Source organism: Yoonia sp. F2084L, assembly GCF_023015625.1.
In the GTDB taxonomy this organism is placed as follows: Bacteria; Pseudomonadota; Alphaproteobacteria; order Rhodobacterales; family Rhodobacteraceae; genus Yoonia.
Map to the genome: position 1 here is coordinate 624,011 of NZ_JALKAH010000001.1, position 19,045 is coordinate 643,055.

General features: G+C 56.2%; 22 protein-coding genes. 14 read left to right on the plus strand and 8 right to left on the minus strand.

The features are described 5' to 3' along the window. Window positions 1-85: 85 nt before the first annotated feature. From trmFO to gluQRS, 3 genes are read left to right on the plus strand one after another with little or no spacing between them, the layout of a single operon-like run. Window positions 86-1,441, plus strand: coding sequence for a methylenetetrahydrofolate--tRNA-(uracil(54)-C(5))-methyltransferase (FADH(2)-oxidizing) TrmFO (gene trmFO, locus MWU60_RS03035; protein ID WP_247225568.1), 1,356 nt, complete (start codon window positions 86-88; stop codon window positions 1,439-1,441). 22 nt (window positions 1,442-1,463) lie between these two features. Then, entirely contained in the window at window positions 1,464-2,081 is a 618-nt protein-coding gene (locus MWU60_RS03040) for a methyltransferase domain-containing protein (protein WP_247225569.1), read from the plus strand. After that, the gene (gene gluQRS, locus MWU60_RS03045; protein ID WP_247225570.1) at window positions 2,078-2,971 is read left to right on the plus strand and encodes a tRNA glutamyl-Q(34) synthetase GluQRS; all 894 of its coding nucleotides are present in this window, start codon (window positions 2,078-2,080) and stop codon (window positions 2,969-2,971) included. The genes MWU60_RS03040 and gluQRS overlap by 4 nt, the downstream gene beginning before the upstream one ends. Here gluQRS and hisI read toward each other — a convergent pair. Next, window positions 2,958-3,314, minus strand: coding sequence for a phosphoribosyl-AMP cyclohydrolase (gene hisI / locus MWU60_RS03050; RefSeq protein WP_247225571.1), 357 nt, complete (start codon window positions 3,312-3,314; stop codon window positions 2,958-2,960). The two genes, gluQRS and hisI, sit on opposite strands and share 14 nt — an antisense overlap. Window positions 3,315-3,380: 66 nt before the next feature. Here hisI and MWU60_RS03055 point away from each other — a divergent pair, with 66 nt between their 5' ends. After that, window positions 3,381-3,827 carry an iron-sulfur cluster assembly scaffold protein gene (locus MWU60_RS03055; RefSeq protein WP_247226158.1) on the plus strand — a complete coding sequence of 149 codons (447 nt, stop codon included), beginning with the start codon at window positions 3,381-3,383 and terminating at the stop codon, window positions 3,825-3,827. A 177-nt stretch (window positions 3,828-4,004) separates the two neighbouring features. Here MWU60_RS03055 and MWU60_RS19480 read toward each other — a convergent pair whose 3' ends face one another. The 5 genes from MWU60_RS19480 to MWU60_RS03075 form a co-directional block, all read right to left on the minus strand. Then, window positions 4,005-4,127 carry a hypothetical protein gene (locus tag MWU60_RS19480; RefSeq protein WP_281493182.1) on the minus strand — a complete coding sequence of 41 codons (123 nt, stop codon included), beginning with the start codon at window positions 4,125-4,127 and terminating at the stop codon, window positions 4,005-4,007. Between the two features lie 103 nt (window positions 4,128-4,230). After that, window positions 4,231-6,321, minus strand: a complete 2,091-nt coding sequence (gene recG, locus MWU60_RS03060; protein WP_247225572.1) for an ATP-dependent DNA helicase RecG — start codon at window positions 6,319-6,321, stop codon at window positions 4,231-4,233. Beyond that, on the minus strand, window positions 6,318-8,423 hold the full coding sequence (gene ligA / locus MWU60_RS03065; protein ID WP_247226159.1) for an NAD-dependent DNA ligase LigA: 2,106 nt from the start codon (window positions 8,421-8,423) through the stop codon (window positions 6,318-6,320). Before ligA ends, recG begins: the two co-directional genes overlap by 4 nt. Before the next feature lie 169 nt (window positions 8,424-8,592). Beyond that, window positions 8,593-9,306 (minus strand): response regulator transcription factor CtrA, encoded by a 714-nt coding sequence (locus MWU60_RS03070; protein ID WP_247225573.1) that lies wholly within the window; start codon window positions 9,304-9,306, stop codon window positions 8,593-8,595. Between the two features lie 91 nt (window positions 9,307-9,397). After that, window positions 9,398-9,676 (minus strand): DUF1153 domain-containing protein, encoded by a 279-nt coding sequence (locus MWU60_RS03075; protein WP_247225574.1) that lies wholly within the window; start codon window positions 9,674-9,676, stop codon window positions 9,398-9,400. Between the two features lie 132 nt (window positions 9,677-9,808). On the opposite strand from MWU60_RS03075, the gene mnmA reads away from it, so the two are divergent. The 10 genes from mnmA to MWU60_RS03125 all read left to right on the plus strand — a co-directional run bounded on the left by mnmA (window position 9,809) and on the right by MWU60_RS03125 (window position 17,963). Further along, complete coding sequence (gene mnmA, locus MWU60_RS03080; RefSeq protein WP_247225575.1) at window positions 9,809-10,948, plus strand: tRNA 2-thiouridine(34) synthase MnmA; 1,140 nt, start codon at window positions 9,809-9,811, stop codon at window positions 10,946-10,948. Window positions 10,949-11,056: 108 nt separating this feature from the next. Next, window positions 11,057-11,515 (plus strand): YHS domain-containing (seleno)protein, encoded by a 459-nt coding sequence (locus MWU60_RS03085; RefSeq protein ID WP_247225576.1) that lies wholly within the window; start codon window positions 11,057-11,059, stop codon window positions 11,513-11,515. A gap of 100 nt (window positions 11,516-11,615) precedes the next feature. After that, window positions 11,616-12,302, plus strand: a complete 687-nt coding sequence (locus tag MWU60_RS03090) for a DUF4336 domain-containing protein (protein WP_247225577.1) — start codon at window positions 11,616-11,618, stop codon at window positions 12,300-12,302. Between the two features lie 51 nt (window positions 12,303-12,353). Beyond that, on the plus strand, window positions 12,354-13,217 hold the full coding sequence (locus MWU60_RS03095; protein ID WP_247225578.1) for an ATPase: 864 nt from the start codon (window positions 12,354-12,356) through the stop codon (window positions 13,215-13,217). Between the two features lie 36 nt (window positions 13,218-13,253). After that, the gene (metA, locus tag MWU60_RS03100; protein ID WP_247225579.1) at window positions 13,254-14,171 is read left to right on the plus strand and encodes a homoserine O-succinyltransferase; all 918 of its coding nucleotides are present in this window, start codon (window positions 13,254-13,256) and stop codon (window positions 14,169-14,171) included. Next, window positions 14,146-15,141, plus strand: a complete 996-nt coding sequence (locus MWU60_RS03105) for an alpha/beta hydrolase (protein WP_348644664.1) — start codon at window positions 14,146-14,148, stop codon at window positions 15,139-15,141. Before metA ends, MWU60_RS03105 begins: the two co-directional genes overlap by 26 nt. A gap of 72 nt (window positions 15,142-15,213) precedes the next feature. Next, on the plus strand, window positions 15,214-16,083 hold the full coding sequence (ppk2, locus tag MWU60_RS03110; RefSeq protein ID WP_247225580.1) for a polyphosphate kinase 2: 870 nt from the start codon (window positions 15,214-15,216) through the stop codon (window positions 16,081-16,083). After that, window positions 16,076-16,693, plus strand: coding sequence for a TetR/AcrR family transcriptional regulator (locus tag MWU60_RS03115; protein ID WP_247225581.1), 618 nt, complete (start codon window positions 16,076-16,078; stop codon window positions 16,691-16,693). The genes ppk2 and MWU60_RS03115 overlap by 8 nt, the downstream gene beginning before the upstream one ends. Before the next feature lie 9 nt (window positions 16,694-16,702). Beyond that, window positions 16,703-17,218 (plus strand): acyloxyacyl hydrolase, encoded by a 516-nt coding sequence (locus MWU60_RS03120; RefSeq protein ID WP_247225582.1) that lies wholly within the window; start codon window positions 16,703-16,705, stop codon window positions 17,216-17,218. Between the two features lie 169 nt (window positions 17,219-17,387). After that, window positions 17,388-17,963, plus strand: a complete 576-nt coding sequence (locus MWU60_RS03125) for a YceI family protein (protein WP_247225583.1) — start codon at window positions 17,388-17,390, stop codon at window positions 17,961-17,963. Window positions 17,964-18,019: 56 nt separating this feature from the next. Here the strand turns inward: MWU60_RS03125 and rpsI are convergent, their stop codons facing one another. Beyond that, entirely contained in the window at window positions 18,020-18,520 is a 501-nt protein-coding gene (gene rpsI / locus MWU60_RS03130) for a 30S ribosomal protein S9 (protein WP_247225584.1), read from the minus strand. Continuing rightward, on the minus strand, window positions 18,520-18,981 hold the full coding sequence (gene rplM, locus MWU60_RS03135) for a 50S ribosomal protein L13 (protein WP_247225585.1): 462 nt from the start codon (window positions 18,979-18,981) through the stop codon (window positions 18,520-18,522). The genes rpsI and rplM overlap by 1 nt, the downstream gene beginning before the upstream one ends. Window positions 18,982-19,045: the final 64 nt, after the last annotated feature.

The window sequence follows — 19,045 nt, forward strand, 5'->3', positions numbered from 1 at the left end:
CAACCCGACGCTATCGTAATTTTAAGACCCGCGGCATGTTGCTGCGGGTCTTTTCTTTTGGCCTCGCCCGGATTAGATCGACAGCATGCAACAGACATTGAACATCATTGGCGGCGGTATGGCCGGATCTGAGGCGGCCTGGCAGGCAGCAAACGCCGGGCTAAAGGTCGTGATCCATGAAATGCGGCCCAAGGTGGAAACCTTCGCGCATCGCACCGGGAACCTGGGCGAAATGGTATGCTCGAACTCTTTCCGGTCTGACGACCATGAGCAGAACGCCGTAGGTTTGCTGCATTGGGAAATGATGCAAGCGAATGGTTTGATCATGCAGACAGCCTACCGTCATCGGCTGCCGGCGGGTGGTGCTTTGGCAGTGGATCGTGATCCGTTTGCGGAAAGTGTGACTGCGGCGCTCAAGGCGCATCCAAACATCACGGTGTCTTATGACGAAGTGACGGAACTGCCGCGCGAAGGGCAATGGATTGTGGCAACTGGCCCGCTGACATCAGGTGCTTTAGCGGCGGCCATTCAGGCGGAAACCAGTGCCGAGGCGCTTGCCTTTTTTGATGCCATCGCCCCCATTGTCTATCATGACAGCATCAATATGGATACCGCATGGATGCAATCACGCTATGACAAAGGCGAGACTGAGGAAGAGCGAACCGCCTACTTGAACTGTCCGATGACCAAGGACCAGTATGAAGCGTTCATTGATGCCCTTCTAGCCGCCGACAAGACCGAGTTCAAAGAAGGCGAAACGGCCGGGTACTTTGACGGTTGTTTGCCGATTGAGGTGATGGCGGAGCGTGGCCGCGAAACCCTGCGCTTTGGTCCAATGAAGCCTGTTGGTTTGACCAACGCCAACGATCCCACCAACAAACCCTATGCGGTCGTGCAACTGCGCCGCGATAATGCGTTGGGTACGCTTTACAATATCGTCGGCTTTCAGACAAAGATGAAGTATGGCGCACAGAAGGCTGTTTTTAAAACAATACCTGGTTTGGAGGATGCGGAGTTTGCGCGCCTTGGTGGCATCCATCGCAATACGTTCATTAACTCACCCACGCTGCTTGACGATCAGATGCGCCTGCGTAGTCGCCCCAATATCCGCTTTGCTGGGCAAATCACTGGTGTTGAAGGCTATGTCGAAAGTGCTGCAATGGGACTGTTGGCAGGCCGTATGGCCGTGGCAGAGATGACAGGCCAAACGCTGAACCCGGTGCCAAATATGACGGCAATGGGCGCGCTTGTCACGCATATCACAGGCGGCGCTGAGGCGAAGACTTTTCAGCCGATGAACGTGAACTTTGGCCTGTTCCCCCCACTTGAGGGCGTCAAAAGCGGACGGCGCAACCGTAAGGATCGCTACAAAGCCTACACGGACCGCGCCAAAGCCGAATGGCAGGCCTGGCTTGGGCAGTCAGCACTGGACGCCGCCTGACGCCTGCTTCTAGATTGAGCGTATGACCAAGAAAAAGGAAGTCCTGCGCCCGTCCCTTTGGACCCCGCGCCCTGTCGATGAAACCATCGCTGTCTACGCTGACTGGGCGGAAAACTATGATGCGGAGGTTTCAGCACGCGGCTATCGCACCCCGGATCGGTTGGCGGCAGCATTGGCTGATCACGCGGCTTTGGACCAAGTGGTGCTGGATTTCGGATGTGGAACAGGCATCGGCGGTGCCGCGTTGCGCCGTGCTGGTTTTGAAACAATCGACGGCACCGATGTCACCGCAGAAATGCTTGAAAAAGCCGCATCGCGGGGGATTTACCGCAAAACCTGGCACAGCGCGCCTGACGATATGGGGTTTGCGGCTGGTACCTATCCGATCATCGCAGCCGTTGGTGTGATCAGCCTTGGGGCTGCTCCGGCGGGCGTTCTGGCCCCTCTCGTCGCGCAACTGGCTGCGGGTGGTTTACTGGGCCTGTCTTTCAACGATCCCACATTGGCCGATCCATCATACGCCGATGCATTGCAGGCAGAGGTCACACAAGGCCATGCCGAGGTGATCTTTCGCGAGCATGGTCCGCATCTGGATGATGTCGACATGGGCGCGGACGTTATCATACTGCGCCGCCTGTGATCACACGGTTTGCACCATCGCCCACGGGGCCGCTGCACTTGGGGCATGCGTACTCAGCGATGCTGGCGCATGACATGGCGATGGACGCAAACGGCACGTTCCTTTTGCGTATCGAGGATATTGATCAATCACGCGCACGGCCCGAATGGGAGGCGCAGATTTATGACGACCTGCGCTGGTTGGGGCTGTGGTGGCCGGAACCCGTGATGCGACAATCCGAACGACAGGCGGCTTATGAAACAGCGCTGGACCGTCTTTGGAACGATGTGTTGCTTTACCCGTGCCATTGTTCACGACGGGACATCGAAACAGCCGCCAGCGCACCACAGGAAGGTGCCACGATGGGACCCGATGGGATCGTTTATCCGGGCACCTGCGCTGGCAGCGTTGACCCTTATGACCCCGGTCCGCGTCCCAATGACGTGCCGCTGCGACTTGATATGACCAAAGCAACACGGTTGGTGTGTAAACATCGCGTCGTACCCGACGCGCCTTGGACCCATGTGCTTGGCTTTGAAGAAATGCTTCATGGCAAAAGGCGCATGATCACCGTAACCCAAGAGGAAATGCTGCGGTCAATCGGCGACGTGGTTCTATCGCGGCGTGATATGGGAACGTCATATCATCTTAGCGTGGTTGTCGATGATGCGGCGCAAGGGATAACAGATGTGGTGCGTGGTTCGGACCTGTTTGATGCAACGCCAATTCACGTTACCCTGCAAAAGCTGCTTGGTTTGCCTACCCCGCGGTATCATCATCACCGCTTGATCCGCGACGACAACGGCAAAAGGCTGGCAAAACGGGATGATGCGCGTGCCTTGTCAAAGTTTCGCGCTGAGGGCGCAACACCAAATGATATCAGGCGCTTAGTAGGGCTTACGGAAGTTTGACGACTTCAACTTCGTCGCCGCCTTGCACTTCGGTGTAAAAGCAGGTGCGCCGTCCGGTGTGGCACGCGGCCCCGGTTTGATTGACCGTGACCAGCAGGCAATCACGGTCACAATCCACACGGAAATTGACCAACTCTTGCGTATGACCGCTTGTCGCGCCTTTGATCCAGAACTCTTGCCGGGATCGCGACCAATATGTCACGCGGCCCGTTTGCAATGTCTGTGCAACCGCCTCCGCGTTCATCCACGCCATCATCAGCACTTCACCTGTTGTGGCATCCTGTGCGATGGCGGGGATAAGGCCTGCATCGTTATAGCGCAGTGTCGCGGGGTCAAACGGCATGTCGAAAACCTTTGCAAGCGGGTCGGTCGGCACTATCTAATGAAGGGCAAGCAAAAGGGCAACGCGATGTCGGCGGAAAACGATCTGATCAAACTCTACTCCGGGCGCATTCTGGCGCTGGCTGCTGACATGCCGCGCACGACACGGTTGGATCATCCGACCGCGACAGCCAAGAAACGTGCGCCCTTATGCGGGTCCACCGTTACGGTCGATGTGAACATCACCGATGGTGTAATCACCGACTATGGGCAGGATGTGAAAGCTTGCGCCTTGGGACAGGCAGCGGCGGCTGTTGTTGGCAAAAGCGTTGTGGGACTGACCCTGGAACAGGTTCAAGCCGGGCGCGATGCGCTTTATGCGATGTTGAAGTCAGACGGGCCTGTGCCGCCTGCCCCGTTCAGCGATCTTGAGGTTCTGCAACCGGCCAAAGACTACAAGAACCGTCACGCATCCATCATGCTGGCCTTTGATGCCACGCTGGATGCATTGCACACCCAACCGGCCTCTGCATAAAAAAACCGCCGCACATCCGGGAAGATGGCGGCGGCAGGTTTGAAACGATCCAGCCCGATCCAGTGTTCCTTGGGGAGAGGCAAAACCCCCGCATGGGACGTCAGACAGGCAGGTCATCAATCATTGCATTCTTGGGACAGGGCAATGTGATGGACCGGGCCGGGATCGTCCGGCAGGTCAGATCAGCCCGGGCAAGGCCAATCCAACAATCAGCATGACCATCAAAGCAGCTACGCCCAAAGCATCGGCGATAATCGTGTCGCGAGAACGCGCGATTACTGATTTAATCTCTTCTGCCATGATCGTGTTCCTTTAATGTTCTGTTGCCACTTTGTTCTCATATCGTTAACGCCGTGTAAAGAACTTTTGTGGAACATTTGAGAACATTTTGTGACGATAAAGGCTAACCCACTGATATCAAACGGATCGCCTTATCCTGTTCCATCAGCCAAAGCAGTGTTCTGGCGGCCTTCCCACGGTCTGTTTCCAGCTTTGGGTCTTCATTCAGCAGCGCGCGCGCATCTGTTTGGGCAACAGCCATCTGCCCTGCCTGCCGTTCCAGATCAGCTATCCGAAAGCGCGGGATGCCTGATTGGGCGGTGCCGATCACATCACCTGCGCCGCGCATTGCAAGATCTTCTTCGGATATGCGAAAGCCATCTTCTGTCTCACGCATGATCTCTAACCTTTGTCGGCTGGTTTCGCCTAAAGGAGCCTGGTAGATCAACAAACAAGTCGAGGCCGCAGCGCCACGCCCGACCCTGCCCCGTAGCTGGTGCAGTTGTGCAAGACCAAATCGCTCGGCGTGTTCGATCATCATGATCGACGCATTGGGCACGTTTACACCTACCTCAATGACCGTCGTCGCCACCAGAACTTTGGTTTCTCCCGCAACAAATCGTGCCATCGCGGCGTCTTTTTCGGCCGATGGCATTTGACCGTGGACCAATCCAACCACGCCTTCACCCAAGGTAGCACGCAATCGTTTAAACCGCTCTTCGGCGGCGGTCAGATCAATCACTTCGCTTTCTTCCACCAAAGGACAAACCCAATAGGCCTGCCTGCCGTCCGCGACCGCTTTACGCAGTTTTTCAATCACCTCATTCATGCGGGTGGCCGACACCAGTGCGGTTTGCACCGGGGTGCGACCAGGCGGCTTTTCATCAAGAACAGACACATCCATATCGCCATATTGCGCAAGGGCGAGAGAACGCGGGATGGGTGTTGCCGTCATCACCAGCACATCAACCGCCTGTCCCTTCGCCCCCAGCTCCATGCGTTGGGACACACCAAAGCGATGTTGTTCGTCAATCACTGCAAGGCGTAGGTCATTGAAAACGATATCCTTTTGAAACACGGCATGGGTGCCGACAAGAATGTTGATCTTTCCGTCAGCAAGCGCCTTCAGCTTTGCGGCACGGGCAGACCCCTTATCGCGCCCTGTCAGGATTTCCAGAACAACGCCAGCACTTTGCGCCAAAGGCTGCAAGCCCTCCAGATGCTGCCGCGCCAAAATCTCGGTCGGGGCCATCATCACGCCCTGCCCGCCCGCTTCGACCACATCAAGCAACGCCATCAGCGCCACCAAAGTTTTACCCGAGCCGACATCACCTTGCAGCAGCCGGTTCATCCGTAATGGCGTGGCCAGATCCGCCGCTATTTCGCTAAACGCCCGTTGTTGCGCGCCAGTTGGCTTGTAAGGCAAGGCGGCCAAAACCTTGTCGGACAATACGCCCGTTGCAACCGAAGCGATCCCCTTGGACCTGCGCGTGGCTGCCCGCGCCAATGCCAATGTCAGTTGATGCGCCAATAGTTCATCATAGGCTAAACGTTCCCGTGCGGGCGCATGTGGCGATAAATCAGAGGTTGCTTGCGGGGTATGGACCAGCCGCATCGCCGCCGCCCAGGCAGGCCACTTCTCTCTTGCTTTCAAGGCCGGATCAATCCATTCCGGCAAATCCGGCATCATTGCCATCGCAGAGCGCGTGGCCTTCCACATCGTTTTCTGGGTGATCCCGGCATGCAACGGATACACCGGTTCAAATGTGGGAATATCCTCAGCCTCGGCCACCGGAAGTACATGATCTGGGTGCACAATCTGCGCGATCCCATCGAAAATCTCAACCTTGCCGGACACGATACGCTTTTGTCCTGTCGGCAAAAGCCGCTGCAAATAATCACCGCGGGCATGGAAAAACACGAGTTGAAAAGAGGTTTCTGCATCCTCAACATGAACACGATATGGGCGCCCACGGGTGCGCGGCGGATGGTGTTCACCAACGATCACCTCGACCGTTGCGACACTGGGTGCGACAACCTCGCGGATGCTGGCGCGGCGATGCCGATCCACGCCCGACAGGGGCAGCGTCATCAAAACGTCCAGCGGTTTTGCGATCCCGACCCCATCAAGCGTTTGTGCCGTTTTCGGCCCGATGCCGTCCAGCTGCGTCAGCGCACCAAAGAGCGGGAAAAGGACCTCTGGCCGCCCACTCATGCGTCGCCGATCAGGGCAAGCCAGGCGTCTTCATCCATCGTTTCAACGCCTAGATCTGCGGCCTTCTTTGCTTTGGACCCGGCACCGGGGCCCGCAACCAGAATATCCGTTTTTGCACTGACGGACCCTGACACTTTCGCGCCAAGGCTTTCCGCGCGCGCCTTGGCTTCCGCGCGTGTCATACGCTCCAATGTGCCGGTGAAGACCACCGTTTTGCCTGCAACGGGGCTATCAGTCGCTCGGATTTCAGCATCTTGAACGCTCAGTTGCGCAATCAACCGGTCAATCGACGCACGTTCCGCCTCTTGCTGCATCGTCGTGACAACCGACGTCGCCATCACATCACCAACGCCGTCGATGCCAGTCAGGTCATCCCATATCGCGCCTTCGCCGATCCGGGCTGTCGTCATGGCCTGTTCGAACGCTGCCCAAGAGGTGTAGTGACCCGCCAAAAGTGCTGCACTGTTTTCGCCGACATGGCGTATGCCCAGCGAAAAAATAACCCGCGCCAGGCCGATACTGCGCTTTTCATCAATTGCATCAAAAAGGTTCGCGGCACTTTTCTCGCCCCAGCCTTCGCGGTTCTTCAGTTGTTGCAGCCCTTCGCCGAACCGTTCACGCAAAGTGAAGATATCCGCTGGCGTCGCAATCCAACCATCCGCATAAAACTGCTCAACCTGTTTTGCGCCAAGCCCTTCGATATCGAAGGCGGCGCGCGAGACAAAATGCTTCAGTTTTTCAACGGCTTGGGCAGGGCAGATGATACCGCCTGTACAGCGGCGGACCGCGTCGCCCTCTTCACGGATCGCATCAGAGCCGCATTCCGGGCATTTGGTTGGTAGCGCATAGGGCGTCGCATCAGCGGGTCGGCGGGCGAGGTCAACGTCCTTGATTTTCGGGATGACATCTCCCGCACGGTAGACCTGCACCCAATCGCCCACGCGAATGTCGCGCCCTTCGCGGATTGGCGCACCATTGCCGTCGCGGCCGGCGATATAGTCTTCGTTGTGCAATGTCGCGTTGGAAACCACGACGCCCCCGACGGTCACAGGACGCAGGCGCGCTACAGGCGATAATGCACCGGTGCGCCCCACCTGAATGTCGATCGCCTCCAACGTCGTCCACGCCAGTTCTGCGGGAAACTTATGGGCGATTGCCCAACGTGGTGTTGTGGACCGAAACCCAAGCCTGCGCTGTAAACTCAGGTCATCCACCTTGTAGACAACCCCATCAATGTCATAGCCGAGGTCCGCGCGTTGCGCTTCGATCATCTTGTAGTGGCTGATCATTTCCGTCGGTCCATCGCAGGTCTGCGTCAGTGGGTTCGTTGAAAATCCAAAGGCCGCCAGTCGCGCGATCGCACCTGATTGTGTTTCGGCAAGCGGCGCAGAGAGATCGCCCCAAGCATATGCAAAAAACCGCAAAGGGCGTGATTTCGTGATTTCGGCATCCAACTGGCGCAGTGATCCGGCGGCTGCATTACGCGGATTGGCAAATGTCTTGCCACCATTTTCGCTTTGCCGCGCGTTGAGTGCAGCAAAATCTGCGTGGCTCATGTAAACTTCACCGCGGACTTCCAAAACATCAGGTGCGTCTGAAATTTCATGTGGAATATCGGCAATGGTGCGGGCGTTAGCCGTCACATTCTCGCCTGTTTCGCCATCACCCCGTGTGGCGGCTTGGATCAGTTTGCCGTTCTCATAACGCAGCGACAAAGACAGGCCGTCGATTTTTGGCTCAGCGGTGTAGGCAAGCGATGTATCGGCAGCCCATCCAAGATATTTACGGATACGCTGATCAAACTCAACCACGTCATCATCATCGAATGCATTTCCAAGCGACAGCATACGCACCACGTGCTGCACCTTGCCAAAACCTTCGGCAATGGCCCCACCAACAAGGTCGCTTGGGCTGTCGTCCCGCTTGAGTTCAGGAAATTGCGCTTCAATAGCTGCATTTCGCCGTTTCAGCGCATCATAGGTCGCATCACTGATGTCAGGTGCATCGTCACGATGATAGGCGGTGTTCGCCTTGATCAATTGCTGTGAAAGCCACGCAAGCTCGGCCGCCGCCTGTTCAGGCGAAAGAGTTGCCGCGTCGATATCGCCAGATGTCGGCTGTTTCAGTTCTGTTCTTTCAGCCACGTTGGCCCCCGCATTCTGACGCCCCGCTTTCTGGGGTTTCACGTCATAATTATGCGGGCTGTTGCGCGGCGTCCAGCGTCGAGTTGCGGCCGGACGCATCGCACATCACATGGTTCCGTCTGACCAATCAGGCGTTTACAGCGATCTTTTCGGGCACCGTCACGGGTTCGGGATCGCGCAACACATAGCCACGCCCCCACACGGTTTCGATATAGTTGTCGCCCGTTGTTGCCTCGCTTAGTTTTTTGCGCAACTTACAGATGAAGACATCAATGATCTTCAGTTCGGGTTCGTCCATGCCGCCATAAAGATGGTTGAGAAACATCTCTTTCGTTAGGGTTGTTCCCTTTCGCAGGCTGAGCAGTTCGAGCATTTGGTACTCTTTGCCCGTCAAATGAACCGTGCTGCCTTCGACCTCAACCGTCTTGGCGTCCAGGTTCACGGCGATCTGCCCGGTCTTGATGATTGACTGCGCATGGCCTTTCGACCGTCGGATAATCGCATGAATACGCGCCACGAGTTCTTCGCGGTGGAAGGGTTTTGTCAGATAGTCATCTGCGCCAAAACCAAAGCCTTTTAGCTTGCTTTCTGTCCCATCGTCCCCTGAGAGGATCAATATAGGCGTATCAATACGGCTAAGACGCAACTGTCGCAGCACCTCGTGACCGTTCATATCGGGCAGGTTCAGATCCAGCAGGATCAGATCGTAATCATACAGCTTCGCCAGGTCGATCCCTTCTTCGCCCATATCCGTTGCATAGACATTCAGGTTAGCATGGGTCAGCATCAGTTCGATGCTTTTGGACGTTGTTGGGTCATCTTCAACCAGCAAAACTCGCATAGTACTACTCCGCTCTGAGTTCGGTGCAGTTAACCTAAACCAATAAAGGTTAACCACACGTTACCACCCCCGTACTATGTCGCACTTCTACCTAGGGTTGTCTATAGCGTTGCAAAGATGTAGCGCGCAATGCAGCTTCACCGTGTAAATCAACGGCTGTTTCCCACTCTGAGAACTCTTCATCGGACAAAGCATAACGCTCCAACGCGTCTTTACGCAGAATCAGCCCTGCCGAGACCGCGCGTACGACCGCCGCTTTGCGCGACGCAACCCAGCGCCGTGTTTTCTGACATGGCAGATCAGCACGTGTCATAATGGACCCATCCGCCAAGGTCACAGACCTTGGCCCTTCGACTTTTCGTAAGTACATGTTTTGCACCCCTTTCTTACACTCCACGGATATTTATGCCCCCGAGGGTTTAATGAGAGGTATAAGGCCCCCTTGAGAGTGCCTCGCATTTTCCTATATTTCATCGCGAAACCTTCCTTATTGGATTGACCCATGTCGCTTGATTCGCCGCTGAACTCGCTTGGCTTTGCAAAACCACCTGCGCAAACGCGCGTTGTTGTTGCCATGTCCGGCGGCGTGGACAGCTCTGTTGTGGCAGCAAAGCTGGCAGAAGAAGGTTACGATGTGGTTGGCGTAACCTTGCAACTTTATGACCATGGGGCCGCGCTGGCCAAAAAAGGGGCTTGCTGCGCTGGCCGCGATATCCACGATGCCCGCCGTGTGGCCGAGGAAATGGGGTTTCCCCATTACGTGCTGGATTATGAAAACACCTTCCGCGAAGCAGTCATGGATGAATTTGCCGACAGCTATCTCGGCGGCGCGACACCCGTTCCCTGCATCCGCTGCAATGAGCGGGTGAAATTCAAGGACCTTTTGGAAACCGCCAAGGACCTTGATGCCGACTGCATGGCCACCGGTCACTATATTCAACGCAAGATGGGCTTGGACGGAGCCGAGCTACATTCCGCCGCAGACCCGACCAAGGATCAAAGTTATTTCCTGTTCTCAACCACGCAAGAACAGCTGGATTACTTGCGCTTTCCGCTGGGCCACCACGCATCCAAAGAAGAGACACGCGCGCTCGCCGGCAAATACGGTCTCAGCGTCGCTGATAAGCCCGATAGTCAGGATATCTGCTTTGTGCCCAATGGCGACTACGCCGCGGTGATTGAAAAACTGCGCCCTGGTGCCGCCGCGCCCGGTGATATCGTCGATACCGAAGGCCGCGTGTTGGGCACGCATAAGGGTGTGATCCACTATACGATCGGTCAGCGCCGTGGGCTGGGCATCGGTGGGCTGGCTGATCCGCTTTATGTGGTCAAGCTGGATGTGGATGCCAAACAGGTGGTTGTTGGACCAAAGGACCTGTTGGCAACGCGCCGGGTTCCGATCCGCGAAATTAACTGGATTGGTGGTGGCAACCTGATGGACATCGGCGAACGCCAGATTGCGGTGCGGGTCCGTTCGACGCGCCCGCCAACCGATGCTGTGTTACGACCGATCTCTGACACAGAGGCAGAGGTGGAACTGCTGGTGGCCGAACAAGGCGTGTCACCCGGGCAGGCCTGCGTGTTCTACGACCCTGAAAGCAGCCGCGTTTTGGGCGGCGGTTGGATCTGGCGGGGCGCATAAGCGCTTTGCAACGAAAGGTCACATGTCTGTGTGGCCTCTAGCTTTTGCAGGCTCAGTTGCCCCATCTGGGATCAACGCAACAAAACACTGATCCTGGAGACTTGACCCATGACATTCACACGTCGTCACTTTTTCACCCTCGCCTTGGCCGTTCCTGCCGCCGCAGCACTGGCACCCCGCGCTATGGCCGCAACGCCAGAGGTCTACAACAACGACGGAGTCGCGGTTGATGGCTCGGATGTGGTGGCCTACTTCACCGAAGGCGCACCGGTTGCGGGCGACGCGGCCATCACCCATGACTATATGGGCGTGACATGGCGTTTCTCATCCGAGGCGAACCGCGATGCGTTTGCCGCCGATCCAGAGGCTTACGCCCCAAAATACGGCGGGTACTGTGCCTTTGCCGTCAGCCAAGGTTATACTGCATCAACAGTGCCGGAGGCGTGGACAATCGTCGAAGACAAACTTTACCTGAATTTCTCGACCAGTGTGCGCCGCCGTTGGGAGCGCGACATTCCCGGGCACATCATGGCCGCTGACGCCAACTGGCCCGGCGTTCTCAGCTAAGCAGATAGATCGCAGCAAGCTGGCGAATTTCTGTCAGCTTGCTGTCGGACACAGGCCTATTCTAAGGTCGCGCCAGTCCGCTTGTGGATAAGGCCTGCCAATGCTGACATCTTTTGCCGATGATATATGGATTGCGGACGGAAGTGACCTGAGTGTCATGGGTTTCACGTACCCGACGCGCTGCGCGGTGATGCGATTGCAGAGGGGTGACCTGCTGGTATGGTCACCTATAGCGCTGCATGATGTGCTCAAAGCACAGATTGATGCGCTTGGCACTGTTAGCCACCTGATAGCACCGAACATGTTTCATCACATGTTTCTAAGCGAATGGCAGGCCGCCTATCCCAAAGCACGGCTTTACGGGCTTTCTGGCCTGCATTCAAAACGGTCTGATTTGCGGTTCAACGGGGTGCTGGGTGACGACCCGGACGCTGCGTGGGCCAATCAGATCGACCAGATTGTTTTAAACAACAACCTCACTGACGAGGTGGTGTTCTTTCACCAGCTCAGCCGGACGGTGATCTTCACCGACCTCATTCAACAATTTTCAACCGGTTTTCACACCGGCTGGCGCGGCGTGATTGCCCGGCTCGATCTGATGGTGGGTGATATCCCCAATGTGCCGCGTAAATTTCGGCTCGGATTTCGCAATAAAGCCAAAGCGCGCGCCTCTGTCGAAAAAGTGTTGGATTGGCCGATTGAACGGGTCTTGCTGGCACATGGTACGCCAGTTACGGCGGACGGCCATGCGGTGCTGAAACGCACTTTCCACTGGTTGATCGGGTAAGTGCCGCAAAAACCACTGGAAAACGCGGATATCAGCAGCTACCCACGCTTTATGATTTATCCTTCCGCATCAGAATGGCGCAACGCCCCGCAGAAACGTGTTTTGCTCTTTGCTATGTCCGGTTTGGGCAAGACATACCTGTCGAACATGCTGCGCAGCACGGGCGACTGGTTTCATTATTCCATCGATTACCGGATCGGCACGCGGTATATGGGCGAGCTGATTGCCGACAACGCCAAACGCGAGGCCATGAAAGTACCTTTCCTGCGGGATCTTCTGCGCAGCGACAGCATCTATATCGGCTCGAACATCTCATTCAACGACCTGCGCCCGATGTCGTCCTATCTGGGCAAGCCGGGTGATGAGGCGTTGGGCGGCCTGCCGTGGGACGAATACACCCGCCGTCAGGACCAGTTTCAACAGGCCGAAATTGCGGCGCTGCATGACACGGGCCATTTCATCGAACGCTCCAGCAGGCTTTATCAATACCCCCACTTTGTCTGCGACACAGGCGGGTCGATCTGTGAATGGGTCGATGTGGATGACCCCGCTGATCCAATCATGACAGATCTGGCATCCAAAACGCTCATGGTCTGGATCGAAGGCACGGACGCCCATACTGCCGAACTGATCCGCAGGTTTGATCGCGAACCCAAGCCGATGTCCTATGACCCGACATTCCTGCTGGCCACTTGGAATGCCTATCTGGCAGAATTCAACGTGGCCCCTGACAAGGTGAACCCCGACGATTTCATCCGCTGGGCCTTTGCCAAGGCGCTGGCGCATCGTCAGCCACGCTACAAAGCGATGGCGGACAAATGGGGCCTTACCGTGCCGCAACAGGCCGTTGAGCAGGTCAAAGATACGGAGGGCTTTGTCGGCATGATCGCCGACGCCCTTGAGATGCGCAGCTAAGCCGCCTATCTCTGCCCTCCTATCAGGATCAAAATCATGCCGATTAAACTGCCCGCCGCCCTGCCCGCCTATAACGTTCTGTCGAACGAAGGCGTCATGGTGCTTGATGAAGATACAGCCGCCCGTCAGGATATCCGCCCGTTGCGGATCGCTTTGCTGAACCTGATGCCCAAGAAGATCCAGACCGAAAACCAGTTCGCGCGTCTGATCGGGGCGACGCCATTGCAGATTGAACTTTCATTGGTGCGGATGTCCGAGCATCAGACCAAAAATACCGCGGCTGAGCATATGGAAGAATTCTATCGCCCGTTCTCGGACGTGAAAGACGAGAAATTTGACGGGCTGATCATCACAGGCGCCCCGATTGAACATTTGCCCTTTGAGGACGTCACCTATTGGCAAGAGCTCACGCAGGTCTTTGATTGGACCCAGACCCACGTGCATTCGACCTTTGGCGTTTGCTGGGGTGGGATGGCGATGATCAACTACTTCCACGGTGTCAAAAAACACATGCTGGATCACAAGGCCTTTGGCTGTTTCCGGCACCGGAACACTGCGCCCGCGTCGCCCTACCTGCGCGGCTTCTCTGACGATTGCGTGATCCCGGTCAGCCGCTGGACCGAGATGCGGCAGGATGAGATCGACGCCGCGGGCGGGCTGACCACATTAATCACCAGCGACGAAGCAGGCCCCGCACTCGTTGAAGATAAGGCGCATCGCGCGCTCTATATCTTCAACCACTTTGAATATGACAGCGGCACGCTCAAGCAGGAATATGACCGCGACATCAGCAATGGTACGCCGATTAACGTGCCGATGAACTACTATCCGGGCGATGACCCAACGGAACAGCCGCAGAACAGGTGGCGAAGCCACGCACACCTTCTATATGGAAACTGGATAAACGAAATCTACCAGACCACACATTTTGAGTTGGACAGAATTGGCACTTAAGACGCTCACTGTTGTTATCGGACTTGGCGCGTTGGCGACCGGGCTGACAGCGCAATATCGCGCGTCTCAGGCCGAGACCGCCTTTCCCCCACTTGGGCAATTTGTCGAAGTGACCGGTGGTCAGGTGCACTATGTCCAACAAGGCACGGGGCCGCATTTGATCCTTTTGCATGGGGCCGGTGGTAATCTGCGCGAGTTCACCTTTGATTTGATGGGGCGCTTGTCGGACCGCTACACTGTCACCGCATTTGACCGCCCTGGTTTGGGCTATACTGACCGGGTGCCCGGCGTTGCCAAAGGCTTGACCGCGACCGAAGGCGACAGCCCGCAAGCACAAGCGGCAATGCTGCGAGAGGCTGCCGAAAGGATCGGCATCACCGATCCAATCGTTGCAGGCCACAGCTTTGGCGGCATCGTGTCTTACGCCTGGGCGGTTGCCGGACTGGACGAAGACAGCCCGGTGAATGCCAAAGCCGTCGTTTCATTTGCAGGTGTCACCATGCCATGGCCGGGTGATCTCGACCGGTACTATCAGATCAACGGCAGCGCGTTTGGCGGTGTTGTCACGATCCCTGCGATATCGGCTTTTGTGCCACCCTCATTGGTGGATAGCAGTATTCAGGCTACTTTTGCCCCACAAAGCCCGCCGGATGGCTATGCGGACTACATCGGTGCCGGCCTGACCCTGCGACCGGATAGCATGCGCGCAAACGCCCGTCAGGTGAATACCTCGCGCCCGCATGTGGTGACGCTGTCACAACGCTATCCCGAACTGACCCTCCCGATTGAGATCGTGCATGGTGAAGAAGACAAGACGGTCCCCATTCATATTCACGCCGAAGAAATTGAAAAAATCGTGCCACAGGTCAACACGGTGCGTCTGCCGGGCGTTGGTCACATGCCCCATCACGCCGACCCCGAAGCGGCCGTGGCGGCGATTAACCGTGCCGCACAAAGGGCCGGCATTTAGTCCGCAAGCATATCAATTGCGCTTTTTGCCAATAGCCCCCATATGTTGTGTAAGACGTTCGGGAGAGTTTTCATGAATTTACCATTTGATGGTGGGATCAGCCACTATTTTAAGGAAGACGCTCCCGAGGACGTGCGTGCAGCAGTAAAGGCCGCAGGCAAGGCCGATATCCTCAATGCTGATTATCCTTATGACCACCGCTGGAAGCGTAGCGAATACGAAGAAGCCTTGGCTGCCCTTCAGATCGAACTGGTGCGCATGCAGTCTTGGGCGCGTGACACAGGGCAACGGATTGCAGTTGTGTTTGAAGGCCGTGATGCCGCCGGAAAAGGCGGCACAATCAAACGATTACGCGAGAATCTTAATCCTCGCGGGGCGAAGCTGGTAGCACTTTCCAAACCCACGGATGTAGAGGCAGCCCAGTGGTATTTCCAACGCTACATCGCGCACCTGCCCGCGAAGGGTGAAATCACCATTTTTGACCGCAGTTGGTACAACCGTGGCGTGGTCGAGCATGTTTTCGGGTTTTGCACGCCTGATCAACGTGCCCGTTGGTTTGCACAAACCCCCGAATTCGAGGATATGCTGGTCAACGAAGGGATCAAGTTGATCAAGATCTGGTTGAATGTCGGCCGCGCAACGCAGCTGAAACGGTTCTTGGACCGCGAGAAAGACCCGCTGAAGCAATGGAAGCTAAGCTGGATTGACGTCGATGGCCTTGCCAAATGGGATGAATACACCGGCGCGATTGGCGAAACGCTGGAACGCACGCATACTGACGTGGCACCTTGGACGATTGTACGCTCTGACGACAAACGTCGCGCCCGCGTACAGGTTATCCGTCATGTGCTGAGCCAGCTTGATTACAACCCTCACGACAAAGCCGCGCTCGCCCCGCTTGATGACAAAGTCGTAGGAGGCCCCGACCTCTGGCATGCCTAAACGCGGTTATCATCACGGCAATCTGCGCGAAGCGCTGATTAACGGCTGCCTGACGCTGATTGAAAAGCGCGGACCGACCGGGTTTACCCTGTCCGAAGCCGCGCGCGAGGCTGGCGTAACCCCTGCCGCCGTTTACCGCCATTTCGAAGGGCGCGAAGACCTGATCGCTGCCGCCGCCCATCAAGGCTATGAGATGTTTGGCGACCTGATGGAGCATGCTTATGGCGGTGGTCAGCCATCTGCACTTGCAGCTTTCGAATCTACTGGTCGCGCCTATCTGGCTTTCGCGCGCAAATACCCCGGTTACTACATTGCCATGTTCGAATCCGGTATTTCGATCAACCGCACCCCGGAACTGAACGCCGTCGCCACCCGCGCCATGGGTGTGCTTGAAAAAGCCGCGGAAGAGCTCAGCCAGCATATACCAGCTGACAAACGCCCTCCGCCGCAGATGTTCAGCGCCCATATCTGGGCGATGAGCCACGGTGTGGTCGAACTCTTCGCCCGCTCTAACCCTGGCACGCAAAGCCCCTTCCCCCCCGAGGACCTGCTGGAATCCGGGATTGGCATTTACCTGCGTGGCCTTGGCCTGATCGCACCGGATACATAAAGGCAGATTATGGACAGCAGATTTGCGGTGTTCTTCTTTATTCTGGGCGGCACCGATACCTACCTCAACGATTGTCCGGCCGACTGCTTTTCGCAATCCCTAGCGCCCGAGCGTGTGCATGTCCAATATGGCGACACCTATTTTCAGGAAGACGATATCGGTGAAGAGCTTTTCATCAGCTACGACCTGCCCAAGCGCTATGGGGCGATACAGCCGACGGTCGGTGCAAGCCTGACGACAGACAACGATTTTTGGCTGGGTGCCGGCGGCAAATGGTCAACCGAACGCATCAGCGACAGCCCTATCTTTATCGAACTTTCATTGATACCCGGCCTTTACTTGCGTGGTGAAGGCCCTGACCTTGGATTTCCCGTGCAATGGCGCGGATCGCTTGGGGCTGGCGTAAACTTTGGGGATACGGGCAGCCTGTCGGTGTTCTTCGATCATCGGTCCAATGCCAATGCCACCGAGGTCAATCCGGGGATTGAGACGCTCGGCGTGAGACTGTCCTACCAACTGCCCTAGGGTCAGCAGATCAGCCTAACGGATATCATTCATCTCCAAAACATTGCCATGATCGTGGGTCAGCGCGCCACATTTTCGCACCTTTTGACATTCTAGATGGCGGCTACTGCATGGGGTTTTCAAGAACGGCATGCGGCACAGGTTAATGAGTTGTAGGAGTATATCGAAAATGAAATTTCTAAAAATGACAACCGCCGCGTGCGTATTGACTGCGGCACCCGCGTTCGCAACCGAGTGGACGTTGGATCCGGCGACATCATCTGTATCCTTTGGGTCCATCAAGAACGATTATATCGGAGAGTCGCATGTGTTTTCGCGGCTTTCAGGATCAGTTGGCAGCGATGGCACAGTCAACGTCGATATCGACCTGTCATCGGTCAACACAAACATCGACATTCGCAACGAAAGAATGGGCGCGCATGTCTTCAACGGAGCGTCAACCGCTGGCCTTTCTGCACAAATTGATATGGCCGCGTTGGAAGGGCTTGCCCCCGGCGAGAGCATGACACTGGCGGTCGATGGTGACCTTAGCTTGATGGGGCAAGATGTCCCGGTCTTTCTGGATATGTTCATTCTGCGGGTCAGCGACAATCAAGTGATGGCAAGCACAAACACAGCCACGTACCTCAGCACCGAGGAACTTGGCGTTGATGCCGGTATTGATGTCCTTCAAGGTCTGGCCAGCTTGGATTCAATCACACGCGTGACACCTGTCACTTTGCGGTTCATGTTCAACGCGATGTAAATCAAAAAGGGCGCTCCAATCGAGCGCCCTTTTTCGTTCTGTTCTGATAGCAGCGATTAACGCTTGGAGAACTGGAAGCTCTTACGGGCTTTCGCCTTACCGTACTTCTTACGCTCAACCACACGGCTGTCGCGTGTCAGGAAGCCAGCGGCTTTCAATGCTGCACGCAGTGTCGGATCGTAAAGTTGCAACGCCTTTGACACACCGTGCTTGACCGCACCAGCCTGACCAGACAGGCCACCGCCGGCAACTGTTGCCATCACGTCGAACTGATCGACAACACCGGCAACCTGAAACGGCTGACGCAGGATCATCTGCAAAACAGGACGCGCGAAATATGTGTCCATGTCCTTGCCGTTCACGACGACTTTGCCGGAACCCGGCTTGATCCAAACGCGGGCAACCGCATCTTTCCGCTTACCAGTTGCATATGACCGGCCCAGTTCATCACGCACAGGCTCACGTGTGATAGCAGTTTCAACCACAGCCTCTGGTGCAGCTTCGACACCTTCAGCGACTTGGCCCAGCTCTTCGAGCGAGTTTACTTGATCGGCCATTATGAGGTCCTCGTATTCTTTTTGTTCATGGACGCAACGTCCAGAACTTCGGGCTTTTGGGCTTCCATGCCATGCTCTGTGCCTGCGAAAACGCGCAGGTGAGTCATTTGCTGGCGGGACAGCTTGCCACCGGGCAGCATGCGCTGCACGGCTTTCATGACAACACGCTCGGGGTTTTTGCCCTCAAGAATGTCAGCCTTGGTTTTTTCTTTGATCCCACCGGGGTGACCAGTGTGCCAGTAGTACTTTTCTTCACGCTTTTTGCCGGTCATCTGGATTTTTTCGCAGTTGATGACGATCACGTTGTCGCCCATATCCATGTGCGGCGTGAAGGAAGGTTTGTGCTTGCCGCGCAAGCGCATCGCGATGATCGACGCAAGACGACCCAGAACAACGCCTTCAGCGTCAATCAGGATCCATTTCTTGTCGATATCCGCAGGAGTTGCGGTAAAGGTTTTCATATTACACCAAAAGTTTGGGGTGGTTTGCACCACGTGTCATTCGATTGGGGCGTTATAAAGGGGT

Excerpts from the sequence above, each read along its gene's own strand:
- MWU60_RS03085 (WP_247225576.1), top strand. The coding sequence starts at position 11,057 with ATGACATTCACACGTCGTCACTTTTTCACCCTCGCCTTGGCCGTTCCT.
- MWU60_RS03115 (WP_247225581.1), top strand. The coding sequence starts at position 16,076 with ATGCCTAAACGCGGTTATCATCACGGCAATCTGCGCGAAGCGCTGATT.
- MWU60_RS03095 (WP_247225578.1), top strand. The coding sequence starts at position 12,354 with ATGATTTATCCTTCCGCATCAGAATGGCGCAACGCCCCGCAGAAACGT.
- MWU60_RS03120 (WP_247225582.1), top strand. The coding sequence starts at position 16,703 with ATGGACAGCAGATTTGCGGTGTTCTTCTTTATTCTGGGCGGCACCGAT.
- recG (WP_247225572.1), bottom strand. The coding sequence starts at position 6,321 with ATGAGTGGGCGGCCAGAGGTCCTTTTCCCGCTCTTTGGTGCGCTGACG.
- MWU60_RS03040 (WP_247225569.1), top strand. The coding sequence starts at position 1,464 with ATGACCAAGAAAAAGGAAGTCCTGCGCCCGTCCCTTTGGACCCCGCGC.
- mnmA (WP_247225575.1), top strand. The coding sequence starts at position 9,809 with ATGTCGCTTGATTCGCCGCTGAACTCGCTTGGCTTTGCAAAACCACCT.
- MWU60_RS03070 (WP_247225573.1), bottom strand. The coding sequence starts at position 9,306 with ATGCGAGTTTTGCTGGTTGAAGATGACCCAACAACGTCCAAAAGCATC.
- MWU60_RS19480 (WP_281493182.1), bottom strand. The coding sequence starts at position 4,127 with ATGGCAGAAGAGATTAAATCAGTAATCGCGCGTTCTCGCGACACGATT.
- MWU60_RS03075 (WP_247225574.1), bottom strand. The coding sequence starts at position 9,676 with ATGTACTTACGAAAAGTCGAAGGGCCAAGGTCTGTGACCTTGGCGGAT.
- MWU60_RS03125 (WP_247225583.1), top strand. The coding sequence starts at position 17,388 with ATGAAATTTCTAAAAATGACAACCGCCGCGTGCGTATTGACTGCGGCA.
- metA (WP_247225579.1), top strand. The coding sequence starts at position 13,254 with ATGCCGATTAAACTGCCCGCCGCCCTGCCCGCCTATAACGTTCTGTCG.
- MWU60_RS03090 (WP_247225577.1), top strand. The coding sequence starts at position 11,616 with ATGCTGACATCTTTTGCCGATGATATATGGATTGCGGACGGAAGTGAC.
- trmFO (WP_247225568.1), top strand. The coding sequence starts at position 86 with ATGCAACAGACATTGAACATCATTGGCGGCGGTATGGCCGGATCTGAG.
- hisI (WP_247225571.1), bottom strand. The coding sequence starts at position 3,314 with ATGCCGTTTGACCCCGCGACACTGCGCTATAACGATGCAGGCCTTATC.
- ppk2 (WP_247225580.1), top strand. The coding sequence starts at position 15,214 with ATGAATTTACCATTTGATGGTGGGATCAGCCACTATTTTAAGGAAGAC.
- rplM (WP_247225585.1), bottom strand. The coding sequence starts at position 18,981 with ATGAAAACCTTTACCGCAACTCCTGCGGATATCGACAAGAAATGGATC.
- rpsI (WP_247225584.1), bottom strand. The coding sequence starts at position 18,520 with ATGGCCGATCAAGTAAACTCGCTCGAAGAGCTGGGCCAAGTCGCTGAA.
- MWU60_RS03055 (WP_247226158.1), top strand. The coding sequence starts at position 3,381 with ATGTCGGCGGAAAACGATCTGATCAAACTCTACTCCGGGCGCATTCTG.